The 25156-nt window shown below is 63.5% G+C and carries 22 protein-coding genes; 12 read left to right on the top strand and 10 right to left on the bottom strand.

The annotated features are described in order from the left end of the window. Positions 1-552: a nitrous oxide reductase accessory protein NosL gene (locus tag E3374_RS15805; protein WP_136689941.1), complete on the bottom strand. Its 552-nt coding sequence runs from the start codon at positions 550-552 to the stop codon at positions 1-3. Positions 553-858: 306 nt separating this feature from the next. Here E3374_RS15805 and E3374_RS15800 point away from each other — a divergent pair, with 306 nt between their 5' ends. The 4 genes from E3374_RS15800 (at position 859) to E3374_RS15785 (ending at position 3949) form a co-directional block, all read left to right on the top strand. Then, a complete protein-coding gene (locus E3374_RS15800) occupies positions 859-1518 on the top strand; it encodes an SCO family protein (protein ID WP_136689918.1) in 660 nt (219 codons plus the stop codon). A gap of 2 nt (positions 1519-1520) precedes the next feature. Further along, entirely contained in the window at positions 1521-2039 is a 519-nt protein-coding gene (locus E3374_RS15795; protein ID WP_136689917.1) for a TlpA family protein disulfide reductase, read from the top strand. Next, positions 2036-2707, top strand: coding sequence for a cytochrome c biogenesis CcdA family protein (locus E3374_RS15790; protein WP_136689916.1), 672 nt, complete (start codon positions 2036-2038; stop codon positions 2705-2707). The genes E3374_RS15795 and E3374_RS15790 overlap by 4 nt, the downstream gene beginning before the upstream one ends. A gap of 93 nt (positions 2708-2800) precedes the next feature. Beyond that, complete coding sequence (locus E3374_RS15785; protein WP_136689915.1) at positions 2801-3949, top strand: ATPase domain-containing protein; 1149 nt, start codon at positions 2801-2803, stop codon at positions 3947-3949. Between the two features lie 49 nt (positions 3950-3998). Here the strand turns inward: E3374_RS15785 and E3374_RS15780 are convergent, their stop codons facing one another. Both E3374_RS15780 and E3374_RS15775 read right to left on the bottom strand, forming a co-directional pair. Then, positions 3999-5276 carry a heptaprenylglyceryl phosphate synthase gene (locus E3374_RS15780; protein ID WP_136689914.1) on the bottom strand — a complete coding sequence of 426 codons (1278 nt, stop codon included), beginning with the start codon at positions 5274-5276 and terminating at the stop codon, positions 3999-4001. 76 nt (positions 5277-5352) lie between these two features. After that, positions 5353-6591, bottom strand: coding sequence for a hypothetical protein (locus E3374_RS15775; protein WP_211194995.1), 1239 nt, complete (start codon positions 6589-6591; stop codon positions 5353-5355). 151 nt (positions 6592-6742) lie between these two features. Here E3374_RS15775 and E3374_RS15770 point away from each other — a divergent pair, with 151 nt between their 5' ends. The 3 genes from E3374_RS15770 to E3374_RS15760 all read left to right on the top strand — a co-directional run bounded on the left by E3374_RS15770 (position 6743) and on the right by E3374_RS15760 (position 10038). After that, positions 6743-8110 (top strand): geranylgeranyl reductase family protein, encoded by a 1368-nt coding sequence (locus E3374_RS15770; RefSeq protein ID WP_136689913.1) that lies wholly within the window; start codon positions 6743-6745, stop codon positions 8108-8110. 229 nt (positions 8111-8339) lie between these two features. Then, entirely contained in the window at positions 8340-9125 is a 786-nt protein-coding gene (locus E3374_RS15765) for an aldo/keto reductase (protein WP_136689939.1), read from the top strand. A gap of 166 nt (positions 9126-9291) precedes the next feature. Then, positions 9292-10038 carry a hypothetical protein gene (locus tag E3374_RS15760; protein WP_136689912.1) on the top strand — a complete coding sequence of 249 codons (747 nt, stop codon included), beginning with the start codon at positions 9292-9294 and terminating at the stop codon, positions 10036-10038. Here E3374_RS15760 and E3374_RS15755 read toward each other — a convergent pair. Beyond that, a complete protein-coding gene (locus E3374_RS15755; RefSeq protein ID WP_136689911.1) occupies positions 9998-10783 on the bottom strand; it encodes a hypothetical protein in 786 nt (261 codons plus the stop codon). The genes E3374_RS15760 and E3374_RS15755 overlap by 41 nt on opposite strands. Positions 10784-10979: 196 nt before the next feature. On the opposite strand from E3374_RS15755, the gene E3374_RS15750 reads away from it, so the two are divergent. Continuing rightward, positions 10980-12122 (top strand): DUF63 family protein, encoded by a 1143-nt coding sequence (locus E3374_RS15750; RefSeq protein WP_136689910.1) that lies wholly within the window; start codon positions 10980-10982, stop codon positions 12120-12122. 40 nt (positions 12123-12162) lie between these two features. On the opposite strand, the gene E3374_RS15745 is transcribed toward E3374_RS15750, so the two are convergent. Both E3374_RS15745 and tbsP read right to left on the bottom strand, forming a co-directional pair. Beyond that, positions 12163-13878, bottom strand: a complete 1716-nt coding sequence (locus E3374_RS15745) for a YcaO-like family protein (protein ID WP_136689909.1) — start codon at positions 13876-13878, stop codon at positions 12163-12165. 100 nt (positions 13879-13978) lie between these two features. Continuing rightward, positions 13979-14794, bottom strand: coding sequence for a transcriptional regulator TbsP (gene tbsP, locus E3374_RS15740; RefSeq protein ID WP_136689908.1), 816 nt, complete (start codon positions 14792-14794; stop codon positions 13979-13981). Positions 14795-14986: 192 nt separating this feature from the next. Between tbsP and glyA the strand changes: the two genes are divergently transcribed. Then, entirely contained in the window at positions 14987-16234 is a 1248-nt protein-coding gene (gene glyA, locus E3374_RS15735) for a serine hydroxymethyltransferase (protein ID WP_136689907.1), read from the top strand. Positions 16235-16453: 219 nt separating this feature from the next. Here glyA and E3374_RS15730 read toward each other — a convergent pair whose 3' ends face one another. Beyond that, positions 16454-18370: a PGF-CTERM sorting domain-containing protein gene (locus E3374_RS15730; protein ID WP_136689906.1), complete on the bottom strand. Its 1917-nt coding sequence runs from the start codon at positions 18368-18370 to the stop codon at positions 16454-16456. A gap of 134 nt (positions 18371-18504) precedes the next feature. Here E3374_RS15730 and E3374_RS15725 point away from each other — a divergent pair, with 134 nt between their 5' ends. Next, entirely contained in the window at positions 18505-19758 is a 1254-nt protein-coding gene (locus E3374_RS15725; protein ID WP_136689905.1) for a tRNA (N(6)-L-threonylcarbamoyladenosine(37)-C(2))-methylthiotransferase, read from the top strand. Between the two features lie 17 nt (positions 19759-19775). On the opposite strand, the gene amrB is transcribed toward E3374_RS15725, so the two are convergent. Together amrB and pfkB are read right to left on the bottom strand one after the other, a co-directional pair. After that, positions 19776-20600: an AmmeMemoRadiSam system protein B gene (gene amrB / locus E3374_RS15720; RefSeq protein ID WP_136689904.1), complete on the bottom strand. Its 825-nt coding sequence runs from the start codon at positions 20598-20600 to the stop codon at positions 19776-19778. 170 nt (positions 20601-20770) lie between these two features. Beyond that, positions 20771-21682 carry a 1-phosphofructokinase gene (gene pfkB / locus E3374_RS15715; protein ID WP_136689903.1) on the bottom strand — a complete coding sequence of 304 codons (912 nt, stop codon included), beginning with the start codon at positions 21680-21682 and terminating at the stop codon, positions 20771-20773. Between the two features lie 1606 nt (positions 21683-23288). On the opposite strand from pfkB, the gene E3374_RS15710 reads away from it, so the two are divergent. Together E3374_RS15710 and E3374_RS15705 are read left to right on the top strand one after the other, a co-directional pair. Further along, a complete protein-coding gene (locus E3374_RS15710; protein ID WP_136689902.1) occupies positions 23289-23687 on the top strand; it encodes a DUF5805 domain-containing protein in 399 nt (132 codons plus the stop codon). Next, complete coding sequence (locus E3374_RS15705) at positions 23684-24736, top strand: tyrosine-type recombinase/integrase (RefSeq protein WP_136689901.1); 1053 nt, start codon at positions 23684-23686, stop codon at positions 24734-24736. The genes E3374_RS15710 and E3374_RS15705 overlap by 4 nt, the downstream gene beginning before the upstream one ends. A 95-nt stretch (positions 24737-24831) precedes the next feature. Here E3374_RS15705 and E3374_RS15700 read toward each other — a convergent pair. Beyond that, on the bottom strand, positions 24832-25156 hold a 325-nt coding region (locus E3374_RS15700), incomplete at its 5' end, for a carbohydrate kinase family protein (protein WP_136689900.1).

The following is a 25156-nucleotide window of genomic DNA, read 5'->3' as shown; positions in this document are numbered from 1 at the left end:
TCAGGTCCCGCTCAACTCGCCGATCATCGATCGCGTCACTTCGCCGAAGGCGGCGAGTCCACCCCCGTACTCCCCCTGGAACGAACGCGCGTCGTCTCCGTTGCCGAACGCGATCAGGTCCTGTCCCATCGCGCCCTCGACCGACGACGCGACGACGAAGGTCACGTCCGAAGCGTCGACGAACGCAGACGCCTCGGGGTGCGTCGAGATGAGTGTTCGGCCGCCGTCGGTGAACACCTCGTAGTCGACGGCCGAGTAATCGGTCACGTAAAAGGCCGATCGGGTCCAGCCACGATCGCGCCGCTCGAAGTCGTACTCGAATGCTTCCCACGTGCTGTCGAACCGTGCCGGGTTCTCGTGGCCTGAGGGGTCTTTGTTCCGGTAGAAGACCTCCGCGCTCGGCCCAGGATGGTGAGGAATGATCATCCCACAGACGTCGCAGGCGTCGTTATCTGTCAGCGTCACGGGATCCGGCGTTTCCGCACCGAGACAACCGCCGAGTCCGAGGATCGCTCCCGTTCCGACGGCGCCGAGCAACTGCCGTCGTGTCATCGACGACTCCCGTCCCGGGCGGAGGTGGATGTGCTGATCGGCGTCGACTCCCTCGTGACTCCGCCGACATCCGCCAGTCCGGATCCAGTCGCCGTTCATTGACGGGGGATTTCACGTCCACCGTCAAAGAGGCAGTGATTTCCTTCTCGACGGACGACCAGTAATCCATAATTCGAACAAGACTGAACACGTAGGGTGGCCATATACCGGATAATACGGCCACATTTCCGCGTCGTTCCCGAAAGTAACATGCAAAACGTTCGCAATAGCGAACCGTTTAGTGCGCTCGAAACGGAGAGAGAAACCGTGCATAGACGCGAGTATCTGGGGGCGCTCGGGACCGGCGTGATCAGCGCCACCGCGGGATGTGTCGGCGGGAATTCGGACACCTACCTCTCGGAACCCGATACCGGCTACGAACCCGCCGACGTCCGGTTCCCCGGCTATGGGCAGCGACTCCCCGACATGACGATCACAGATCCGCTCGCCGAGGAGGCGGTCGAGACGACCGGTCGAAAAGGCGATACGTTGATGACGTTCTTCTATTCACACTGCCAGACCGTCTGTCCGCGACTGATTTCGGCACTCCGTAACGTCCAGATGCGGGCTATCGACGAAGGACACGCCGACACGACCCGATTTCTGGCGGTCACGTTCGATCCCGAACGCGACGACGCCGAGCGGCTTGAGGGCTACGCGGACCGGATGGATGTCTCCCTCGCCGATGGGTGGCGGTTCCTCCGCCCTGAGTCACCCGAAGCCGCCGAGAGTGTCGTCCAGGGAGAGTTCGGTGTAAACTTCGAGCGGACTCGTCCCGAGGACATGGACATGTACATGTTCAATCACTTCGCGCTCATCCTGCTGGTCAACGCGGACGATTACGTCGAGCGGGCCTACACGGGATCGACGCCGCGGTGGCAGGACATCTATGACGACTTCGAGACGCTCCGCGAACGGGAGGGATGAGGATGCGACGGCGTGAACTCCTGGCCGGACTCGGCGGGGCGGCGGTCGTCGGCGCAGGCGGGTACATTGCGCTGTCGTCCGCCGGTGGCGACGTCACCCCCGTCGAAGTCGATCTGTTCGACACACCCGGAAGTCCGGGTGGCGAGATGACAGTCCCCGTCCCCGGACAGACGACTGTCGTCGATCTGTTCGCGACGACCTGCCCGCCCTGCAAACCGGCGCTCGATTCCCTGTCTTCGGTCGAGTCCGACGCCAGAGATGTCCAGTTCGTCTCCGTCACGGGGGAGTACCTCGGTGATGCGTCCGATCGGACGCGGAGCGACGTGATCGAGTGGTGGCGAACCCACGGCGGTCGCTGGCCGGTCGGCCACGACGCCCAGAACGCGCTGTCGAGTCGCTTCGACGCCACTGGACTCCCGTTTACGGCCGTCGTCGACGCCACGGGTTCGATCGTCTGGTCGCATACGGGCGTCCCGGACGCCGACCGCGTGGATCAGGCCATCGACGAAGCGAACGCATGACTGACGTCGGACTGGCGGCGGCAGTCTCCTTCGCGTTCGCCACCGGCGTCGCGACCTTCTTCGCACCCTGTGCGTACCCTCTCTTGCCCGGCTACGTCGGCTATTACATGCGGACAAGCGGGGCGACAGATACCCCGCGCGTTTCGGGCGCACTCGTCCGTGGCGTCGCCGCCAGCGTCGGCATCCTGGTGGCGTTCGTCGTCCTGGCGGCGCTGACTGTGACCGCCGGTCGAGCACTGACCGAGTGGCTGCCCTCCCTGGAGGTGGTCGTGGGCGCGGTGCTCGTCGGTCTGGGACTGCTCACTCTGTCCGATCGATCGATCGGATGGCACGCCCGCCTGCCGGAACGCCGGACCTCGATCCCGGGATTCGTGGCGTTCGGGGCACTGTACGCCGTGGCGGCGACCGGCTGTCTCGCGCCGGTGTTCCTCGGGATCGTCTCCCAGTCGCTCACCTTCCCGCTGTACGGAACCCTCGCCGTCCTCGGCGGATACGCCGCCGGCATGGTGGTACTCATGATCGGGGCGACCGTCGCCATCGCCGTCGGCGTCGACGTCGGTCGGCAGCGACTGCCTGCGCTGTCCGGACGGATCACACAGGTTGCCGGGATCGCTTTGCTCCTGGCCGGCCTCGCCCAAATCTGGCTGGCGCTGTTCGTCTACGCCTGAATGGATCGACCGAACATCAGATTTTTGATGAATTGCTGTCGAGTCTGTGAGGAAACCCTGACGGTTTTATCGTTGTGACGAATATGTGAACGCATGACAGATCCGGTCGACGAAGAAGCCGACACCGACGGCGCCGGATCGCCGGACGGCACGGCGGAGGCGGCCGGCATCCAGCGGTGTGATTACTGTCGGTTGCCGATCCCCCACGAGCCGACGGTCCTGAACCGTGACGAGGAAACCTACCGGTTCTGTTCGCGGGCGTGTCGCAGGGCCGTCGAGAACAGCGACCGCGTCTTTACGCAGTTCCAGGAGGCGCGGCGGTTCGACCCCGGCGTGGAGGCACTCCAGACCGCCCTGCCCGAGGGGATGCCGCGGAACTCCTTCGTCATGTTGGGCGACCTGGCGGGGACCCGAACCGAGTCCGTCCAGGCGGAACTCGTCTGGCGGACGCTCCAGCGCGGGGAACCCGCCGTCGTCGTCGCCTTCCTCGAACCACCAGTGTCGATCATCCAGTCGTTTATCTCCCTGGAGTGGAACGTCCTGCCGTATCTCGAACGCGATCAGTTGCACGTCGTCGACGGATTCACCTACCGGGTCGACGACCCCGAGCGGATGCACGACCGCATGAGTGAGTGGAACCGTCACCTCCGATCGGTCGCGAACGACGCGACGACAACGGTCCGGGACGCGACCGAGATCCACGAACTGGAGAACCGACTGGACAACGCTCTCGAACGACTCGAGATGGACGAGCGGGGAATTGTCGTCATCGACTCGCTGACGGAACTGGGTTCGATCGTCCAGCCGATTCGGGCGTACAACTTCGTCAAAGACGTCCGCGCGGATGTCTGCAAAGGCCGGTTCGTCCCCGTCTTCGCCGGCGCTACCATGGCCGGCGACGGCGGCGGGTTCCCTCACGACCTGGGGTACATGGCGGACGGAATCGTCGAGATGCGACTCAACGAGGAGATCGTCGAGGACGCACTCATCAAGCAGATCCGCGTCCGGAAGATGTCCGGCGTCCTCACGTACCCCGAGTGGAGCGCCTACGAGTACACCAGTGGGACGGGGATCGTCCTGTTTGATCCCAAAGAGGAAATGGCCGACAGTCGTCAGGAGAACCTCGACGCCTTCGAGATCGAGGACAGTCCCGCAGACGATGAGGTCCTGGCCGAAGAGATGGATCGCCTCGAAGAAGCGGGAGCGAGCGAGATGACGGACGGGGAAGACGGCGAGGGTTGAGTCACCGTGGATCACGCCCGTCGGGGCGTGCTCCCGGTTCGATGGCGTATCAGAGGTCGATGCTAACGTGACCAACCGGGGGGACCTCTGCCTCGACGTTGAATCGCTCGGCGAGCAGACCAGCGACGAGGTCCCGCGGGAAAGACCTCTCGTCGTCCGGGAGAACCTTCGAGAGTTCCACCTCACCGGGAAGCTCCTCGCGGTCGTCGAGTGCCGCTGACAGCGAGGTCTCGTCGTTCACCTCGCCTTCGAGGTCCTCAGCGAGGGCGCTCAGTCCGAGATAGGCCTCTATCGTCGCGATAAGGTATTCCCTGGCGCGGGACGTGGGATTGGACAGCGACGTGATCGTCGAGAGGTACCGCGTCGCGTTGGTTCCCTCGACGTCGACGTTCTCCTCGACCCAGGATTCGACCGCCGCCCGGTCAGCGTCCGGGCCGAGCGCCTCGGCGGCGTCCGCACAGATCCCGGTCTCCTCCGCGGCGATCTCGTGGAAGACGTTGCCCACCACGACCGCGTCCGCGCCCGCGTCGACGACCGCCTTGGCGTTCTCACGGTCGTCGAGACCGCCGCCGTACCAGATCCGCGACCAGGAGACGCCCTCGTCGATCGCCGCGAGGATGTCCTGGGCCTCCTCGCCGCCGAACGTGCCTGAGTACTCCAGATAGATGATCTCTGCCTCGTGATAGCGTTCAGCGGCCATCGCACGCTGTTTGGCTGCCTCGGGACCGAGCAGGTCGTTCTCCTCGACGTTGGCCTCCCGAGCCGCCGCGCTGTCGGGGTTTTGGATGATGTACGCTTCGAAAATCGCCTCTTCGATCATCCAGGAGGTGGCTGCACTGGCAATTCGTCCTTCGAGTCCCTCACCCAGCGGGATCGGCAGTTTCTCCGCGAGCATCGCCGGCACGAGTTCCTCCTCGATGTGTTCGATCCCCCGACCGAGCGCGCCGACCAGCGACTCGGCGTCGCCGTTAAGCACCTCCGGGATCGCCAGGAACTCGGCCTGCTCGCGCGTCGCGTTGGTTACCTGGGCCGGACCCGACGGTTCCTGGAAGGCTGGCGCGGGACGATCAGCTACCAACTCGAGCGTCTGCCTGGTGTTCTCCCCGGTCACGTCTTTCGATCCTCCGACCTCGAGGACACTGGTATGCTGGAGATAGAGCGGAAACAGCAAGGGAAGCTGTTTCTCCTCTTCCGGGTCGATCTTCGTGACATGTGTCCACTCGCCCGGCACGGGATTGGTATCGAGCGACAGCAGATTTCGGCTCGCGATCGTCGCCGCACTCGCGGCCGATTCGAGTCGCTTCGCGATGTCGACGAACGTCGTCATTGTTCCAACTGTGGCTGCCACCGGTATAAAAACGTGTCACACCCGAAGCGTCGCCGGTCGTCAATCCGACTGGCGATCACGTGGGCCCGTGACCGGGGAGAACGCTCGGATCACCCGAGCGGCGGATGTACTCGGCGGCGATCCCCGAGAGCGGCGAATCCGTCTCGGCGGCGAACTCGGTCGCGAGATCGAGATAGCGTTCGCTGACGGCGACGATCCGCTCGTAGGCCTCGTCTTCGTCGCTCGCAAGGACGTACTCGGCGGTGACTGGCGTCAGTTGCCCCTCTGCACGGTCAGCCTCGAAGTCGTCGACATCGTCGAGCCAGAGCTGCGCGCCGATGATCGCCAGGACGATCGATCGCTTGAACGCCTCGTCGACAGGCAGGCCAGCACGTCGGTACATCTCGATCATCCCGTCGTAGATGACACCGACGCGGGCGTACTGGGTTTTGAGGTACGGCAGTTCCTCGAACCCTGCAAAGAGGTCGACCTCGGCATCCAGGTCGTCGATGGGTGCGTCACGGTACTCCTCGCGGATCCGCTCGCGTGCGTCCTGATCGCCCGCCTGTGCGTCCGCGAGCAGTTCCCGGAAGTGAGGGTCGCGATCCTGGTGGCGCTCTGAGAGTTCGACCGCCCAGTCGTAAATCTCGCGGATCTCCCCGGGGAGTCGGTCGAAGGAAGCCTCGAGTTCGGATTGTAGCGTCTCCTGGGCGATCTCTGCCACTCGCTTTCGGTCGCCCGGTTCGAGGTCGACCGATACCTCGAAATCCTCGTACTCCGCGTCGTTGATCGCGTCGCGCATATCGCCGTCGACGAGCGCGGCGACGACCAACCGGGTGAGGTACTCGCCCCGATCGACGAGGTCCTGTGGCGTCTCCGGTCCAGTCTCCCATTCCTCGGTCGTGATCGACTCCCGAAAGCGGATCGGCCCGACGGCGTCGGCATCGTCGACATCCCCGTCCAGGGTCCCGTCCGCCCAGACGCTCAGAGCGACCGGATCGTTCCCGTCGACTGCGCGCTCGCGTGCGGTCCGATAGATCTGTCCCAGCGTCAACTCCGCCGGCAGGGTCAGTTTCGTGTCGTAGGAGAACTCGATCGATTGCACGTCGAAGGCCTCGGCCAGCGCGTCCTCGACGGGGTCGAACGCGTCCGCGATCATCGCGTCCATGCGACGATCGACAATCCGTCTCAGTTGGAGTGACGCGCGGTCGAACACGCCGGTCTCGGCGTAGTAGCCGAGCGCGGCCTGTCCGGCGGTCGGAAGCGCTTCGCGGTCGGCCAGCCAGCCGGCGAGTCGTCTGGGGATAGCCGTCATCTGTGTCACCGTCGCCGGACGAGGTGCCGGCGCATTGTCGGAGGTGTGTCCGGCCTGATAATGACCCTTTCGTCACGTGGACGGTCAGCCGTGCCGGCGACGTATTCGACACACGGCACCTTTTTGTGACCTGCCAGGGAACCCACGTGCAATGTCGAGCGAGGCCTACGACATCGTGGTCGTCGGCGGGGGGACAGCCGGATCGTTTGCCGCCGCGACCGCCGCCCAGCGGGGGTTGGACGTCGTCCTGCTTGAGCGCAAGAGCGAGCAAGCGGCCGGTCACATCGCCTGTGGAGACGCGATCAAGGGCAAGAGTACGTTCCCGGACGTGATCGACCTCGACTACCTCCGCGAAGAATCGTTCACCAACGAGAACATCGAGCACGCCCTCTTCGAGGTTCCCGACGGCGACACCATCGATTACCCGTTCGAAACCGGGTCGGGTGCGATCGTCGACCGAAAACGCTACGGCGAGGTGTTACTCGAGGAAGCCGAACGCGTCGGCGCGGAGATACACTACGACACTGTCGTGCGGGACGTCCGCCAGAACGGCACGGTCGAGGGCGTCGAGGCCGTCCGGAACGGCGAGGCCCGCCGGTACGATGCGGAGGTCGTCGTCGATGCCGCCGGCGCACTCTCGATCCTCCAGGACCGGGCCGATCTGGCCGACGCCACCTTCGATACGAACGTCACCTACCAGCAGTGTTGTTCGGCCTACCGGGAGATCATCGAGGTCGAGGAGCCAGTCGAGTGGGACGACGCGATCGTCTTCAAGCCGACCGAGGAACTCGGGTACCTGTGGTACTTTCCGCGGACAGCCACCGAGATCAACGTCGGACTCGGCTTCCAGATGGATCGTGAACCCATGGAACTGGTCGACGTGCTCCGGGCGGACATCCGGGACCGCCCCGAGTTCGAGAACGCCACCGTGAAAGACAAACTCGGCGCCGCACTGCCGACGCGACGACCCTACGACTCGGCGACAGCACCCGGATACGTTGCCGTCGGCGACGCGGCAGGACACGTCAATCCGACCACAGGCGGCGGGATCCCCGGTGCCGCCAAAGCCGGCCACTGGGCGGCCGACGTCGCCGCCGACGCGATCGCCGATGGCGACACGGACGAATCCGCACTGTGGGAGTACAATCGCCGCGTCCTGACGGACTTCGGAAAGCGGTTCGCGGCGATGGACCTGTACAACATCTTCGGCGGGACTCACTCGGTCGAGGATCTCACGGACGTGCTCTCGGCACTGCCCGCCCAGCAACTCATCGACATCCTCGGTCGAACGGGGACCGCCTCGATGGGGCTGGGACTGAAGCTCAAGACGCTGAAGGACACGTTCGGCCACTGGGGAACGCTCTATGACGCCTACAAGGTGAACAAGCGGGCGACCGAACTCAAGGAGATCTACGACGGCTATCCCGAGACGCCGGCCGGGTTTGCCGACTGGCGCGAGAAGCGCGACGCGTTCATGACGGATTTCTACGACGAGTTCGGGGCCGAGCCGAAATACTGACCCTGCCGTCGGACTCAGGAGACTCCAGCGGCCGGATCGTCGGACTTACAAGCGTCTCGATGAGTTCAGCCGTCGCCATTTCCAGAGTACCAGTGACCCTCCCAAGCGGCAGGGTTTGCGTTGAGTCCCCTACCGCTGACTTTCCAAACACCTTACTCGCTGTGAGGCGTCCATCGACGCGATGGAAACGACACCGATCGATCCCGAAGACGTCCCGTCGATCGACGGGATGCCGGTACTCGGACTCGGGACCTGGCAGAACGACGATCCCGAACAGTGTGCCGAGAGCGTCCGAACGGCCCTGCAAGCGGGCTATCGACACGTCGACACGGCACAGGGCTATAACAACGAGGCGGCTGTCGGCGACGGGATCGCCGCGGCCGACGTCCCACGGGAGGAGATTTTCCTTGCAACGAAGGTGCGGGCGAGCAACCTCTCGTATGCGGACGTCATCGAGACGACGGAGCGCAGCCTTGAGGATCTGGGCGTGGACTCGCTGGACCTCCTGTACGTCCACTGGCCGAGTCGCGCCTACGATCCGGAAGAGACGCTCCCGGCGTTCGACGAGCTCCGTGATCGCGAGCTGATCGAGCACGTCGGCGTGAGTAACTTCACGCCCGAGCATGTCGATCGTGCCCGGGAGGTGCTGGACGCACCGATCTTCGCCAACCAGGTGGAGATGCATCCACTTCTCCCCCAGACGGAACTGCTGGCCCACGCCGAGGAAACGGGCTACAACCTCGTCGCGTACTCGCCGCTGGCTCGCGGCACCATCCTGGAGGACCCCACGATCCGTGACATCGCCGATAAACACGACGTCAGCCCGGCAGCAGTCAGCCTGGCGTGGCTCCGGGAACACGACGTGGCAGCGATCCCGAAAGCGACGAGCGAGACGCACATCCGGGAAAATCTCGGGAGCGTGCGGCTGAATCTATCGGCCGAGGATATCGCCGCTATCGACGCCATCGATCGAAGGGATCGGCGGATCGATCCGGATTTCGCTCCCGACTGGTAATCGACCCCGTCGGACGATCGAGAAAAGATGGCATCGAAGGGATCCAACGGCGTGCCGGACGACCTCTCGACGAATCGGACGCTGAACTGGGCTGTGGCCCCCTCCGGAACAGACCGACGACCTGTCCTCGTAGCAGTTATACCCTGGCCCGTTCAATCGTCGGGATATGTCGGCCGGGAACGCGTCGGGTATCGTCGAGGGGGTCCGGATAGATCTCAAGCGACTCCACGAAAGCTGGATGGAGATCGTCTATCCGCGGCAGGTCGACGCCGACCAGACGGTGTTGGGCAAGTGGACGCCAGACAGCCAGCGCGGGTGGATCACTTACCGTGCCTGGGGCGTCCTGGGCTGGCTGCTCCTCGCCATCGTGTATCCGATGGTCCTGTTTGGCTACGTCATGCGCGCCCAAACCAGCCGGCTCGACTGGGTTGCGGCCTACATTGGCGCGATCGGAACGTTTCTCGTCCTGACGATCATGTGGGGCTCACTCACGGTGGTCGCCCACCTCGAACTCACCAATCAGGACGAGGTCTTCGCCGTCCTGGTGGCGAGCGTCGTCGCGGTGATCGCCGGTATGCTCGCCTACCTGTTCAGAACCGTCGGCGGTCGGGTGACGACGGTCCTGTTCGCCTATCCGTTCGCTATGACCGCGCTGTTCCTGCCGCCGATCGTGGCGGCATTTTACAATCCCACGATACAGGACGCCATCTTCGCCCAGAGTACGGACGTGGCCCACTGGATCAACGACACTGTCCTGAGCTACGGCGGCATCGCCGAGACGTTGCGTGCACGCTTCGACCTCGAAGGGATCGCCCACGCGATCATGTGGTTCGGGATCTCCTTCCCCGTCGGCTGGCTGATCGGCGTCGTCGTCACGCTTGCGAATTATGTCCGCCCATCGGACGAGGAGTGACCGCCGCGGGATCGATCCCATCGCCGCCGACCCGTGAGGCCACGTCCCCGCCGCCGACCTGGATCGACCCGCCCACGAGTAGCGGGGCGATCACGCTGGCGACGACGGTCCCCGGTTGGGCGAGGGACGCTCCGATCGCGACAGTGTCTCCCTCGACGAACCCGTATTCCTCGACGACATCGGCGGCGGTCGAGAGGAGCGACGCGTGATCGAACGTCCGGTGGTCCGCCGCGAGTGCGGGTGCCGACGGCGACACCGATTCGGGGGGTTCGATGGGTGTCTCGCTCCAGACCTCGCTCTCGAGATGGACGACTGACGGGTCGCTTGGCGGGCCGCCGTACGCAAGAACCGTACAGCCAGATCCCACGTCGTAGGACTCGGTCCAGGCAGCGGGACAGAGCAGGGCCGATCCGTCGAAGGATCGGTCGGGATCGAACCGGACGACGGCGCCGAGCAGCGAAGCCCCGAGAAACGTCGTTATCACCTCCGGGATCGGCGTCCCAGGGACTCGCTCCCCCACGTCACCTGTCGACGGGCCGTCGTCGGGGTGTTTCGGTGCGTCGACGATCCCCACGGTCGCGCCAGCGTGCACCCCATAGAGCCGCAGGAGGTTCGCCGTCTGCCAGGCGGTCGTACAGAGACTGTCGTAACTCTGTGAGCGGGCGGGCTCTTCGCCGTGACGGTAGGCGACGGCGTCGGTCCGCCTGGACGGCGCCACGAGATCACCCAGCACCTCCGGATCCATACCGGGACGATCGACGGCGATCGGCAAAAGCGTCCGGATCGGTCGACAATGACTGCGATCAGATAGATGGCAATATCGGGATCGGTCGGCTCGATAGCGGCCAAGGGCGCCAAGGCGGGGATCGGATCGATCGCGGATCCCTAACGGAACATACGGGACCGGAACGCTCAACTCCCCGGCTCCCGGCAACTCGGGCATGGACTCTCGGGCAGTCACCGACAACCCGGAACGGGCCTGGCTGGCGACGTTTGCCGCTGGTATCGTAGCCGTCGTCGGGGGCTCGATCGCCTTCACGCGGACCGTCTGGGACGGATTTATCTGGCAGTACTTCTGGGGGCCGGTGTACGCCGACGCCCACAAGGCTGCCTGTGCGATCAAGGACGGCGGGCTCTCTCTCGAGAACAGTCAGACGGCCTGTGTTGCCGCGGAACGAGGTGGGGCGATCGTCGCCGAGCCGGGCTATACGATCGTCTCCGAGGTCGGCTACATGGTCGTTGGACTGTTCTTCGTGATCGGGGTCTATCTCCTCCTGCGTCGGCTCGATATCGGCCTGGACCGATCGATGTTTTTCGCCCTGGTGCCGTTCATGCTGTTCGGCGGCGCGCTTCGGGTCGTTGAGGACGCCACCGACGCGGCGGCCAGTGTCGGCGTCGAACCGGCGATCGACTATCCGTTGAACACGCTGTTCATCAGTCCGGTCATCTACTTCACCGTCTTCGGCGTCGCGCTGGCTTCGCTACTCGCAAGCGTCGAACTCGCCAACCGGGGCGTGGTCGTGTCGGCCGAACGGACGCTTGGATACGTCGGCGTCACTGTACTCTCGATCACGATCGGCTATCTCGGATTCCTTGGATTCACCGTCGAATACGTCGGGTTCTACCCGCAAGTCGTGATCCTCACGCTCGGACTGGCGACGCTGTTCGCCTACGGTGTCTACGCTGCCGCCGATCGTGTCGCGCCGTCGATCAACAACGGGACCGGTGCGGTCGGTCTGGTCGTACTCTGGGGCCAGGCCGTCGACGGCGTGGCGAACGTCCTTATCTCCGACTGGGCCGGCGCGATCGGCCTCCCCATCTCCTACTCGCCGAAACACCCCGCAAACGCCTTCATCATCGACGTGACCCAAACGATCTTGCCCGCCGGCATCCTCGAAGCGACCGGCGCGTCGTGGCCGTTCTTGCTCGTGAAACTCGCCTTCCCACTCGCGATCGTCTGGCTGTTCTCCGAGGAGTTCATCGAGGAACAACCGGGATACAGCTACCTACTGCTCGTCGCCGTTGTCGCGGTAGGTCTCGGTCCCGGCTCCAGGGATATGCTGCGTGCCGCACTGGGGATCTGATCGTCCCGCAGCGTGGCTCGCTCGGGACTACCCTCCTCGTTCAAGGGAACGGATGGAATGCCCGGTCGGGTCGCGATTCGAACCCGAGTTCGTCCGGGACAGTATCGAGTCGATCACCGAAATAGGGCTCGCCCAGAAACAGCGGCTGGGCCTCGGGGACGAGCACGCGCACCGCCTCGAAGCCGAGCATAGCGAGGTCTCTGGTAGTCAGTCTCGCCCCGTACGGGGTCATGTCGGCGTCGATCACCCGCTCGATCAATGTTGTCAGTTCCGCCTCACCCGTTGGCACGGGATCAGCCCCCACGTCCCCGGCGGGGACGACGCTTCCCGGATCGACGAACGACCTGACTTCGTCGGGGAAGTCGGCGTACTCGCCGATCGCGCCGCCGGCCTCGTTCGCCCGATCGGGCCCCATCCGACCGAGTTCGAGCCAGTTCTGGGTCGCCTCGGTCAGCGCCGACCTGGCGGCCGCGGCGGGGTCGAGATCGGCGCTGGACCCGATCGCGAACCGGGGCCACTCACCGTCGTCCCGGTGGACGGCACAGGCCACGACCGGCACATCGACGTCCTGGGTGAGCAACAGTGTCGAGACGGACAGTCCTTCCGCCTCGAGCCGGGAGACCAAGGTTTCGAAGCGTTCGTCCTCGACCGCGAGGCCAAGCGGCTCGAACGTCGAGTACCAGGCGAGCATCGCGGCATCCCGTTCGAGAACCTCGTAGAGACCCGATAACAGCGCCTCGACATTCGCGTTGCCGAACCCCAGTCCGGTTGTCGTCGCCGGTCTGACGTCCTCGCCAGGCGGCGGATACAGCACCAGCGATGCCGGAAGTTGGACGGACTGGCCTGTCGTGAGGTTCTCACCGTCGATCCACAGCCGGGTCCTGTCCCGGTCCGGCGGTGACGGCGTTACGAACGAAGCCGGCGGAACGGCGGTGTCGAAACGCTCGTAGGACGCCTTTCGGAACGTCTCCGTGCGGTAGACGCCCGCAGCATAGCGCTCGTAGGCTTCTCCCAGTGCCCGCATGAACGCCTCGTCCCAGTCGAGGGCAACACCGGCGGCCTGGGAGGGTGCGGTAGCGTCGCTGAAATCTCCGGTGTCGGCGCTCCGCGCCAGGTAGTACGGCAGGGGGTAGGAGTGGATCTCGCCTACCTCCCTGACGATACCGACCCGATCGTCGATCCCCCGTTCGGCCAGCGCGAGCGATTCTTCGACGCCCCGCGAAGCCGTCGTCCGCTCGACCTTCCGAGTGGGTTCGGTTCCACACCCACAGTGGGGAACCGCCAGGAGCCGTCGGCGTTCGTGAGGGATTTCGATCACGTGCCCGAACACGTCCGGGCCGTCGGTTCCATCGTCGAGGAAGCCGGCCGCGGCACGGCCGGCGATCGCCCCGGCGTAGCGGGCGGTCGTGGGCCGTGGTGCCTCGGTCGGCTGTTCGGTCGGATCCACGTTCGACCTGACGCGCGTCTCCAGACAGGCGTAACAGCCGCCCGTCCCGTCGAATCCGGTGATCGCCGCGTCGACAACCGGCACGCCGCCGACGCCGCCGAGTTCGACCGCGATCCACGGCGCGTTCGTCTCGCGGGCCACGTCGTTGACCCGCTCGAAAGCCGTCGATCCGGCCACGTCGACGACGATCCCCAGTTCGAACGCGCCGACGTCCAGTGCCTCACGTCGTTCCGCCCGGACGTCCACGTCCGAAAGCGCGGCCTCGATCGCCTCGACGGCCGGTCCCGACCCGGCGATGCCGACAGTCATGGCTCCCCGTGGCGGCCCGAACGGCAAAAAGGTCGCGTTCCGAACGGCAGTCGACCACGGCATCCGCTACGAACCCGGAGAAGTGGCCCCGATAGGCTCCCTAGGGCTGCAGATTCATCGCGACGTCGGCCAGTTCGCCCGCGTCAGCCGAGTGCAACCGCTCGTCGCCCAGAACTAATCGCAGTCGCGGTCGGCCGACGTCGATCGGCACCTTCTCGGTGTCGAGGAGTCCACGATCCTCGAGCTGGGTCTTCGACCGGGAGAACGTCGCCTTGCTCGCCAGCCCGACGTCCTCGCCCCACTTGCTGATGTCATAGAGCAACTGCTCGTTGCGGGCGGCCACCAGCAGACTGATCGTCACCTCGTCGAGACCGTCCCCGTCGCCGCGGGCGACCGACAGCGAGTCCAGTACCGCGTCGAAATCCGCCCGCGTCTCGGGGCCGAGTTCCGACTCCAACGTCGACCGAACCCGGGACAGCGGCGGCGTCCGAAGGGAATGCTCCCCAGCGGACTCCCAGACGTCGGCGAAGTGTGTCCGCGTCTCCTCGACGAACTCCCCGTTGTCGCTCCGGAGCCCCGCGGGTGTTCCCGCCGAAGTCACGAGCGACACGACGGCGTCGTCGGTCACGAGGAGGGAGTTGACCGGGGCCTCCGAGAGGAGGTGGATCGAGAGAACCCCCGCATCGATCAGATCGGCCGCGACGCTGGCGATCAAGAAGTCGTCCATGACACTTTTGAGAGGGGTTTCGGGGACGAGCACCCGGACCGTCGGCGCGTCCTCGAACCCGTCGAGCACATCGACCAGTTCCGTGATCGTCTCGGCGGCCGGGTTCACGACGTAGGCCTCCGACGCCGACTCCAGGGCCTTCTCGATGATCGCCCGGAGCGAACCGTTTATCGTATTTTGACTGGACATTTGTGTTTTGTATATAACCAAAGGAGGTGTTTAATCTTATTGTCTCGGCAAATCTGATTTCGCGTCTCCGACGGTCTTGCCCGACGTTCCGGACCAATCCTCGATTCTTTACCGAGACAGTCGGGGGTCGAAGCGACTCGCCCTCGAGTGCGGAAAGATAGATTATTCAAGAGGGGCCGACGAGGGAGACATATGACTCACGAGACTGTCCGTGAGGTCGATCCGGCCGTCGCCGACGCCCTCGTCGGCGAGCGCGATCGGCAGGAGGACACCCTGGCGATGATCGCCAGCGAGAACCACGTCAGCGAGGCCGTCCTCGAGGCCCAGGGGTCGACGCTGACGAACATCTACGCCGAGGGTTACCCCGGCAAGCGCTACTATGCCGGCTGTGAGTACGCCGACGAGGTCGAGCAACTCGCGATCGAGCGTGCCAAGGAGTTGTGGGGGGCCGAGCACGTCAACGTCCAGCCACACTCGGGCAGTCAGGCCAACATGGGCGTCTACCTGGCCGTGCTCGAACCCGGTGAGAAGATCCTCTCGCTGGACCTGACCCACGGCGGGCACCTCAGCCACGGCCACCCGGCGAACTTCGCCGGCCAGGTCTACGACGTCGAACAGTACGAGGTCGACGAGGAGACGGGCTATATCGACTACGAGGGGCTGGCCGAGACAGCCGAGGAATTCGATCCCGATATCGTCGTCTCGGGCTACTCGGCGTATCCCCGCGAGGTCGAGTGGGAAGAAATTCAGGCAGTCGCCGAGAGCGTCGACGCCTACCATCTCGCTGATATCGCCCACATCACGGGACTGGTCGCGGCGGGCGTCCACTCCTCGCCGGTCGGCGTGGCGGATTTCGTGACGGGATCGACCCACAAGACGATTCGGGCCGGCCGCGGTGGCATCATCATGTGCGACGAGGAATACGCCGACGACGTCGACTCCGCGGTCTTTCCCGGGATGCAGGGCGGACCGCTGATGCACAACATCGCCGGCAAGGCCGTCGGTTTCGGCGAGGCCCTAGAGCCCGAGTTCGAGGAGTACGCCGAACAGACGGTCGCCAATGCGACGGCCCTCGCCGATCGCCTCCAGGAGCACGGCCTCGAACTCGTCTCCGGCGGCACGGATAACCACCTCGTGTTGATCGATCTCCGGCCCTCGCACCCGGACACGCCGGGCAAGGATGTCGAGGAAGCGCTCGAAGACGCTGGGATCGTCCTCAACGCAAACACGGTCCCCGGCGAGACGCGCTCGTCGTTCAACCCATCCGGTATCCGAGCGGGCACGCCGGGCCTGACGACTCGCGGGTTCGACGAGGACACCACTCGCGAGGTCGCCGATTTGATCTACGAGGTCGTCGACGCGCCCGAGGACGAGAGCGTCATCGGGGCAGTGAGTGAGCGCGTCGACGAACTGACCGACGAATATCCGCTGTACGACTGACCGCGCTCATACGGGAAATTCCGGCAGTTGATCCCGTCAACCCATTTTCCGTCATCTCTGTTTTGCCGACGTTGACGGGACACGGAGTGTTTCGTTCGCACACCGGAAATCTTTGATCTCTGGGTATGGAGTTGTCGGCGTCGTGGCTCTGATACCCACAGTCCTGATACTCGAAATCTTCACTGTGGCGGTTGTCGTCGAGGGTGAACCGCCGATCGGTCACGTGCGACGGCGCAGAACGACTCCGCCGAGGGCTCCTACCACTGCGAGGGCGCCAACGCCGCCGACCAGCAGTTCCGTCGACATCCCATCGTCGTTCGCCGATCCGTCGTTCGCGGCGTTCGGGATGTACGAGCGAACTTTCTGGGTGTTTAGCGACTCGAACGACCTGGAGTCGGCGTCCCAGTCGCCCGGCATGTGGAGAGTCGTTCCCTCGGAAACGAACTCCAGTTGCCGGACGGTCGACTCGTCGACGGCGTCGACGGCATCGTTCATCCGGACGTGTCCCTGTGAGCCGTCGGCGTCCTGGGACATGTACGCTCGTTCGACCGAGGCGTTCCCGGGGATGTCGAAGTACTCGACAGCGGCCGAAAGGTTGTCGAACGCCGCGCCGCCCTCGATGGTGGCGGTCGACTCGTTGACAGAGGCGTCGAGTCGGGCACCGCGGAAGCCGAGTTGCTTGATCGTTGCGATAGCCTGCTCGGCCGAGGGCGTGGCGATCCCACCCGCCTGCAGGCTCTGTTCGTAGTTCTCGATGGTCCTGTTGTAGAGGTCTTCCTGCTGGATGAGGAACGACCCGTCAGCGCGGACTCGGTCTCCCTCAGACAGAACGTTCATCGTGAATTCCTGAGTTCCGACCGGTGGCAACCCTCGCTCGTCCCGCTCGGAGACGTACGCTTCCCAGTTCTCGGATCGCTGCTGAAGCGAGACGTTCGCGACGATTGCGCCGTCAGACGTCGTCTCCACCATGGCGTCCCAGGAGAACGTCCCGGTGTAGTCTGCAGCGTTCATGGCTGCGAGTTGCTCCTCGTAGCGTTCGGACTGGTTGGCGACGAACCCGCTCTCGTCGACAGTCTCCATCGCCGCGAAGTAACCTTTCATCAGCCCGCCGTAATTCTCGACGCTGATGTTCCAGTCGGCCGAGCCACCGTCGGATCCCGTCTCGAAAGATATCGACGCGCGTTCGATCGAGAGGTTCGAGAGGTCCTCGCTGATCTCGTCCTGATTCGGGCCGAACGACGACGCCGCGCCGGTCCCCATCGGTCCCGACATGCCCGTGGCGATCGATTGCCTGAGCAGTTCGTTCAGCCCCTCGATCTCGACCGTGTAGGCGAGAGTGAGCTGTCCACCCGTGTCAGTCTCCTCGAAGCTGTAGGACTCGATCGTGACCTCGCTCGAACCACCGACCGAGGACGTCATCCCCTCGAACTGACGGCGGATCCGTTCGCTCGCCTTCTCACGCGTGTCCCACATACTGGCCTCCCGTTCGGAGACCTGTCCCTCGCGCTGGACCTCGAGGACGTGCCCGCCGTCACTCGCACGCAGGTCGTAATCGTAACTCTGTGCGGACGTCCCCGGAAGCGTCATCGTCCACTCCGCGTTCCCGCTGGTCGACAGGGTCGTCCCGGTCGTTGTGATCTCGCCGTTCGTCTGTGCGTTACTGAACACCGCGGCGATCATCGCGCTGTCCTCCGGGAGGGCAATCGACGTGTCGAGAGTGACGTCACTGCGCGCCTCGCTTGGCGAGGTCACGCTGTCGATCTCGAAGTCGAGGGATTCGAGCTCGTCGGGTCGAGGAGCCGAAAGACTGCCGGAACCGTTCACTTTCGACCGGTCCGCAGCCATCGAGAACGACCCGGTCACGTTCGAGTCCAGGTCAGGCATCTCATAGAGGCCATAGACCAGTCCTTCCGTGACGTTGAGACCGAAATGTCCGCTCCCCTCGCTCGTTTCGTTATCCTCGTAGACGAGGATCACGTCACCATCCTCGGTGACGTAGGCTTCCTGGGCCGTGTCAGTGTTGTTCATCGCCGGTTCGTCCAGCTGTTGGGTACCCGTCTCGGCCGCGACCACCGTCCCACCAACCACCAGGAGGGCCACGACCGCGATCAGGGCGGCAAACGTTCGACGTGCCATAGCGCAATCAAATTCAATGAATAGCCAGATAATGGTTTCGACGTGTTCCGGCAGAACTGAACGGTTTCGACAGCCGACACCCGTTCTCGATGCGTCGTGTTTTTGGTCGTCCACCCGTAGAATGGAGTACTACGATGGCCCGCTATCACATCGAGACCTACGGCTGTACGTCCAACCGGGGCGAGAGCCAGGCGATCGAGCGGGCCCTCCGCGACGGCGGTCACTACCCTGTGCCGGACCCCGCCAGGGCCGACGTTGCGATCCTCAACACCTGTACTGTCGTCGAGAAGACCGAGCGCAACATGCTCCGGCGGGCCGAAGAACTCGACGACCAGACGCCGGCAGACCTCGTGATAACCGGTTGCATGGCCCTCGCTCAGGGAGAGGCCTTTCGGGAGGCCGGCATCGACGCCGAGATCCTCCACTGGGACGACGTCCCGGAATACGTTCGCAACGGCGAGTGTCCGACCACGACTCCCGATACTGACGTGCTCATGGATGCCGTGACGGGCATTTTGCCGATCGCGCGCGGCTGTCTCTCGGACTGTTCGTATTGTATCACCAAGCAGGCCACGGGAACGATCGATTCCCCTTCCATCGCGGAAAACGTCGAAAAGGCCCGCCGGTTGCTCGAAGCCGGCGCACGCGAGATCCGGATCACGGGCCAGGACACCGGCGTCTACGGACTCGACGACGGCGACCACAAGCTTCCGAAACTCCTCCGGCGAGTGTGTGAACTTCCCGGAGAGTTCCGCGTCCGGGTCGGGATGGCAAACCCGAAGGGCGTCCACGGCATGCGCGAGGAACTCGCCGCCGTCTTCGCCGAGCACGACGAACTCTATAATTTTCTCCACGCGCCCGTACAATCCGGAAGTGACGACGTCCTCGACGACATGCGTCGTCGCCACCGCACGCCGCAGTTCGTCGAGATCGTCGACGCGTTCGAGGACCGACTCGACTACTGGACGCTCGCGACGGACTTCATCGTCGGTTTCCCCACCGAATCCGATGCCGACTTTCGGGCGAGCATGGACCTCCTAGAGCGGGTCGAACCGGAGAAGCTCAACGTTACCCGTTTCTCGAAGCGGCCCGGGACCGACGCCGCCGAGATGGATGGGCTGGGCGGCACGGAAAAAAAGGAGCGTTCGAAGGCAATGACCGATCTGAAGATGGACGTGGTCGGTACAGCCCACGAGGCGATGGTGGGCGAGCGACGCTGCTTGCTGCTCGTTGAGGACGGAACCGAGGACTCGCTTGTCGGCTACGACGAAGCCCACCGACAGGTCGCCGTTCCCGGGGCCGAGTCGATGGGACTCGCACTCGGCGAGTTCGTCGACGTAGAAATCACCGGTCACAACACCGTCTACGCCCTGGGCGAACCAGTCTGACGTTTAGACGGTGACGATCACTCGACCGCCACCGCGGCGTACCCGACCACTTCGTCCTTCGAACCGGCAGTGTCCCCGCTCGTGGCATGGGCAAGTACGTCCACGTCCCCCTCGACTGCGCGTAGCATCGTCGCGATCGCGCCGTAGCCACAGACCGACAATCCCTCGCGTTCGACCGTTTCGACGAGTCCGTCCGGGTCGCTCGCGCGGATCCGATCGAGGGCGAGTTCGTCTCGCTGGAGAGCGATGTCGTGGGGTTCGTAGTGAGTAAAGTCGCTGGAGGCGACGACGACCGTCGCGTCGTCACCAGCGTCGTCGATCGCCGCTCCGAGTCGGCGAGCCTTCTCGGCGTCCTGTCGCCGAAGACTGATCGGCAGGATCGAGGCGCCGTCGTACAGATCCTGGAGGAACGGCAATTGTACCTCGGCGGCGTGTTCCCGTGTGTGGGCGCGGTCGTCGACCGTTGCGTCGGTCTCCGTTGCGATTTCGTCCCGTAACTCCGTCGCGACAGGCACGTCACCCAGCGGCGTCAGCCAGCGATCGTTGCCGGGGAGTGCCATCGGCGAGCCAACCCCGGTATGGTTCGGGCCGACGACGACGACCGTCTTCGGACGACCGGACGCGGCCAGCGCGGCGTAGGCGTGTGCCGCGACAGGGCCCGAGAACGGCATTCCTGCGTGTGGAACGACCAGCCCAGCGACCGACGGCTCCCCAGTCCGGACTTCCGGACGAGATCCCGGACCGATTCCGTGCGCGTAGACCGAGTCGATCTGTTCGCGTAACGCCCGTTCGGTGCCGGCGTAGAATCGCCCGGCGACGGCTGGATCTCGGACATCCGTCATTGTATTTCACCCCCGTAGTACCCGGCTGCGTTTATCACAATCCGATCCATACGAACAGGTTCGAGTTCCAGACGTTCAACGTTTCTGGCGCGTTCGCATGGACCATCCGAGGAGTATCGGCAGGAGTGTCATGGTGACGTCGGCCCGTCCGGCAGCGACGGCGCCGTTTCTCACCTGTCCAGCGACCAGACGGTAACCTGATCCATCGTCGTTTCCGGGTCGAGTTCGTGGACGCTGGGCCCCATCACGCTGACGAGGTGAGCGGACGCGGCCACACCCGCGCGGAGTGCCCGTTCGTCGTTCCAGCCCTGTTCGTATGCCCACAGGATCGCAGCCAACATGGAATCGCCCGCGCCGATTGTATCGACCACGTCGACCTCCAGTGCCGGTGCGTACAGGGCCTCCCCGGGCGTTACCATCACTGCCCCGTCGCTCCCCATCGAAGCGATCACGCGTTCGTACCCCTTCTCTTGGAGTGCCGTCGCCGCTTCGGCACAGTCGTCGACTGAGTCGATCTCCACCCCGGTCGCGGCCATCAACTCCTCCCGGTTGGGTTTGCAGTACTCGTACTCCCGATCGAGGGCGGCCAGTGCCTCGCCGTGAATCTCGACGGCTGTGTCCCAGTCACCGGCCGCTGCGATCCGATCGACATCCGCTGGGTCCATCCCCGGCGGCAGGCTACCTCCGATGTTGATCGTTGCTGGATCGTACTCCTGGACGGTCTCGATCAGTTCATCGATGGCGTCACGGTCGGCTTGTGGCCCTTTCTGGTTTACGTGATACTCGCTCGTGGGTGTGAGTATCGTCGTATTGATGCGGGTTTCCCCGTCGACCGAAACGAAGTCCGTGGGAACGTTGTACCCTTTGAGGTCCTCCTCGATGAAATAGCCCGTGAATCCGCCGAGGATCCCCGTCGCGACTGTGTCGCTGCCGAGCGCTCGGAGGAACTGCGAGACGTTGATGCCGTTACCCCCCGAATTGAACTGTGCCTCGGCACTTCGCTGGACTGCGTTCGATTCGAGTCCGTCGTTCATCTTGATAGTTTGGTCGACTGCCGGATTCGGTGTGACCGTCAGTATCATCTCTGCGCCTCCACGGTGATTGCTCGCTTCTTCATATCGATTTGGCATATAGTCACACACAGACTTAACGATTCAGGTCTGGAGACGATGCTATCACCGCTGGGGGTTCGACGCAACGTTGCGGTAACCCTTCCAGTTCGGTTCGCGATCGCAATCAGCAATGGAACTCATCGCCCGATCAATCCTATATTGAATATATCGGTATATAATTTATCAGTACTGTCTCCGACAGTGTCTCACGCGGGCGTAATATATTGGAAATCCGATTATACACCTCTGACAGTGCAATCGCCAAGTAGTCGGGAAGCGTGAACCACCGACCGATTCGAGTCCCTTGACTTTGCCACCCGGGCGCGGCGTCCTGGATTAATTCATCGGTGGACCCGAAGGCTCCGCGACCGTTTCGCTTTGCTCTCGGGGAAATGGATCTGGCTGGTCCGTCGATGGGTCGACAGTGAGAACAACCTGAAAACGATGGGAGGATTACGTTCATCGTCTTTCTCGGCCCGTCTTTCTTCCATTGCCAGTCGTAGCGGAACGCCGGGAGGGGCCACCGAGGGCTACTGTGTGTATCCCCCATTCACAGTCCACTTTTTCGCCGCCCGAGTGCGTTCAGATCTCGAGTCCGCACTCACTACCGTATGTAGGGACCATTCACAGTGGGGTCTCCCCGATCGAAGTACGCTAGCGTCCCTCTCTCTGTAGCGATCAGACGGGTCCATTCGGGAGACGGACAAGCAGCTCGTTCGGACCTGACATTTGTCGTCTTCCGGCCGATCTAGAATGGTCCGAGCACGTGACTGGCAGCCGTGTTTCGAGGCATTTCCTTCACGTTTGCATTTATCGATTTGTGAGACGACAAACTCTATCGCTTTTGACGTGATAAACGAAAGGGGCCCGACGAGCAGTGATCCGCATTCCCATTCAAAACTTCCAGAAAACGAGTCGTGTCTTGGCTAGTCATACGTTTTCGTTCGATCAACTGTCTGTGGTCTCGATCGACCTGGGGGCTGGACCGCCGCAGTCCAGTGTCGTCTTCCGCGTCGCCGGCCGACCGAAACGACGGAGTTCCCCCGAAACGTTGGTTACGTCAACCATCAATAGAAAGAAGACTCTCCGTCCGGCAGAAGCTAAACAGCTGCGTACCGACCAGTTCAAACCGGCCGTACCTGCCATTCGAGTCTATGTGTGACCGGGCTGTAGTCACGGAAAGTACCCCATACGCTCTCCTCTGGCAGAGAGTCGTCAAAAGTGACATCTGACGTCTGCGATTGTTGTGAACTTTGCCGTCGAGACGGGTTGAGTCTGACAGTGAACTGGGACGCCCGTTTTCCCTCTTTCCCCTCCGTATTCCCCGGGGTTCGACCGCTGAAGACCACCATTCTCTGCGATCTCTTTCGTAGCATGGATTGATCACTGCGAGATTGATGGTCGATGTTCCGGAATCTATATATCTCGATGTGAAGACCACATCAGGATTTGTATCCCTATATTTCAAGATAATCTGATCTGGACTGCCGGTTCCAAGGGCCTATTCACGCACATAAGGGGAGTTATGTGCGTACGTAGGGATAGATTGAAGGATCGGCGGGGAGAACCGCCGCCAATGCCGGCCGAAGAGTCGACGTCCAGAACTGCTGTCAAGACGTACGTTCCGGCTTATCAAAAAGATGCCTGGCGCGAACACGCCGATGAACTCGACATGAGTCAAAGCGAGTTCGTCAGGACGATGGTTCAGGCCGGTCGCAGACACTTTTCGCCAGACGCGGACCCCTCCCCCGAGGAAAGTGGGCCGAGCGAAGACGCGACAGCCGATGCCGGGGACCTCACGGCTCGGATCGAGTCGTTACTTGACAGTCAGGGGCCGCTGTCCTGGGACGAACTACTCGCGTCACTGACCGACGATGTCGAGGCGCGCCTCGACGAGAGCCTCGACGAACTCCAGGCGTCGAACACGATCAAGTATAGCGGTCGTGACGGCGGATACACGCTCACAGACACATGAGTACGGACAGAGCGGCCCCAGATACCGTCGAGGATCCGATCGAGTACTTCCTGACGGACATCTCTTTCCAGGGAAAGAGCGAGCGGACGCAGGAGGCTTACGAGCGCGTGTTGCGTGATTTCGAGTCCTCGATCGGGACTGACACCCTCGCAACTGCAACCCATCGGGATTGTATGGCCTGGATTCACGATCAGCGGGACGGCCGTTCGGAGAGCACGATCGCGACGTACGCGTCTTACCTCCATCGGTTTTACTCCTACATGACCCAGATCGGTACTTTCGAGTCAAATCCGATGGCGATCGTCGTCGAGGAGCTCGACGAGAGTATCGATTCGGATCCTGCTCGACGCGACGTCTCGATCGATGCGATGAAGCGGTTCGTCGACGACGTTACTCATCCTCTGAAACGGGCACTGATCGTGACGCTCTTGAAAACCGGGATGCGCGTCGGGGAACTGTGTAACCTCGATCAGCGGGACCTGCACCTCGCCGATGATCCGCGGAACGACGTCACGATCCGCCCGAGTCTGGACGGCCGGGAGAACACGCTGTACGTCTCTAGCGATCCCGCACGTGGAGAGAACGTCAACGGCGAGGTGCGCTCGGCTTCGAACAAGCGCCGCCGAGACACAGTGATACCCGTCGACGACGATTTGGTGACGACGCTCCGTGCATGGCTCGACGTCCGTCCGGACCCCGTCTCCCGGGCCGACCCGCTGTTCGTCAGTACCGGCGACAACTGGGGTCGGCGGGTGACGACCGACGCCGTCCATCACATCGTCACTACCCACGCCCGTGAATGGGGCTGGTACGCCGACGGCGGCGGCGTCGAAGAGAACGTCACGCCCCACTACTTCCGGCACTTCTTCACGACACACCTGCGCGATCGGACTGGTGACCGCGGTATCGTCAAGTACCTCCGCGGCGATGTCGCTCAGGACGTTATCGATACCTACACCCACGACTGGGGTGACCGGGTTCGTGACGTCTACGAGCGGAACGTCTATGCACTCCCGGTCCCGGAATACCGTTCGACCTCGCACCGATAAACTATATTATGCTATATCTAATGTGGGGTGGTCGATTGCTTATCGGGCCAACGCACGAACCGGGCACAGCCAGGGAGTCGATGAGAACCCGCCCGTTAAGTCGATTTCAGCAACTCTTCGACGGCTTCGCGCGTCGGCAGAGGGTCCATCGCACCGGTGTCCGTCGTCGCGAGCGCACCGACAGCGTTGCCGAATCGGACGGCATCGGTGAGTGAGTGCCCCTCGAGGAGTCCGGTGATCGCGCCGGCAGTGAACGCGTCACCGGCACCCGTGGTTTCGACGACATCGACGTCGAAGACGGATCGATCAGCCTCCGCGGGTCCCCACGGTGCGTCGTCGGTCGCCAACGCGTAAGTGCCGTCGCCGCCCTGCGTGAGAAATACCGTGTGTGGGCCGTACGCCGTCAACTCCTCGGCGACG

Source organism: Halorhabdus amylolytica, assembly GCF_004944975.1.
Classification (GTDB): domain Archaea; phylum Halobacteriota; class Halobacteria; order Halobacteriales; family Haloarculaceae; genus Halorhabdus; species Halorhabdus amylolytica.
The sequence above is the reverse complement of the archived record's forward strand: the minus strand, read 5'-3'. Positions and strand labels throughout refer to the sequence as shown.

Bases quoted from the DNA above. Each gene is read 5' to 3' on its own strand.
- E3374_RS15805 (WP_136689941.1), bottom strand. From the start codon at position 552: ATGACACGACGGCAGTTGCTCGGCGCCGTCGGAACGGGAGCGATCCTC.
- E3374_RS15795 (WP_136689917.1), top strand. From the start codon at position 1,521: ATGCGACGGCGTGAACTCCTGGCCGGACTCGGCGGGGCGGCGGTCGTC.
- E3374_RS15790 (WP_136689916.1), top strand. From the start codon at position 2,036: ATGACTGACGTCGGACTGGCGGCGGCAGTCTCCTTCGCGTTCGCCACC.
- E3374_RS15785 (WP_136689915.1), top strand. From the start codon at position 2,801: ATGACAGATCCGGTCGACGAAGAAGCCGACACCGACGGCGCCGGATCG.
- E3374_RS15780 (WP_136689914.1), bottom strand. From the start codon at position 5,276: ATGACGACGTTCGTCGACATCGCGAAGCGACTCGAATCGGCCGCGAGT.
- E3374_RS15775 (WP_211194995.1), bottom strand. From the start codon at position 6,591: ATGACGGCTATCCCCAGACGACTCGCCGGCTGGCTGGCCGACCGCGAA.
- E3374_RS15770 (WP_136689913.1), top strand. From the start codon at position 6,743: ATGTCGAGCGAGGCCTACGACATCGTGGTCGTCGGCGGGGGGACAGCC.
- E3374_RS15765 (WP_136689939.1), top strand. From the start codon at position 8,340: ATGCCGGTACTCGGACTCGGGACCTGGCAGAACGACGATCCCGAACAG.
- E3374_RS15760 (WP_136689912.1), top strand. From the start codon at position 9,292: ATGTCGGCCGGGAACGCGTCGGGTATCGTCGAGGGGGTCCGGATAGAT.
- E3374_RS15755 (WP_136689911.1), bottom strand. From the start codon at position 10,783: ATGGATCCGGAGGTGCTGGGTGATCTCGTGGCGCCGTCCAGGCGGACC.
- E3374_RS15750 (WP_136689910.1), top strand. From the start codon at position 10,980: ATGGACTCTCGGGCAGTCACCGACAACCCGGAACGGGCCTGGCTGGCG.
- E3374_RS15745 (WP_136689909.1), bottom strand. From the start codon at position 13,878: ATGACTGTCGGCATCGCCGGGTCGGGACCGGCCGTCGAGGCGATCGAG.
- tbsP (WP_136689908.1), bottom strand. From the start codon at position 14,794: ATGTCCAGTCAAAATACGATAAACGGTTCGCTCCGGGCGATCATCGAG.
- glyA (WP_136689907.1), top strand. From the start codon at position 14,987: ATGACTCACGAGACTGTCCGTGAGGTCGATCCGGCCGTCGCCGACGCC.
- E3374_RS15730 (WP_136689906.1), bottom strand. From the start codon at position 18,370: ATGGCACGTCGAACGTTTGCCGCCCTGATCGCGGTCGTGGCCCTCCTG.
- E3374_RS15725 (WP_136689905.1), top strand. From the start codon at position 18,505: ATGGCCCGCTATCACATCGAGACCTACGGCTGTACGTCCAACCGGGGC.
- amrB (WP_136689904.1), bottom strand. From the start codon at position 20,600: ATGACGGATGTCCGAGATCCAGCCGTCGCCGGGCGATTCTACGCCGGC.
- pfkB (WP_136689903.1), bottom strand. From the start codon at position 21,682: ATGATACTGACGGTCACACCGAATCCGGCAGTCGACCAAACTATCAAG.
- E3374_RS15710 (WP_136689902.1), top strand. From the start codon at position 23,289: ATGCCGGCCGAAGAGTCGACGTCCAGAACTGCTGTCAAGACGTACGTT.
- E3374_RS15705 (WP_136689901.1), top strand. From the start codon at position 23,684: ATGAGTACGGACAGAGCGGCCCCAGATACCGTCGAGGATCCGATCGAG.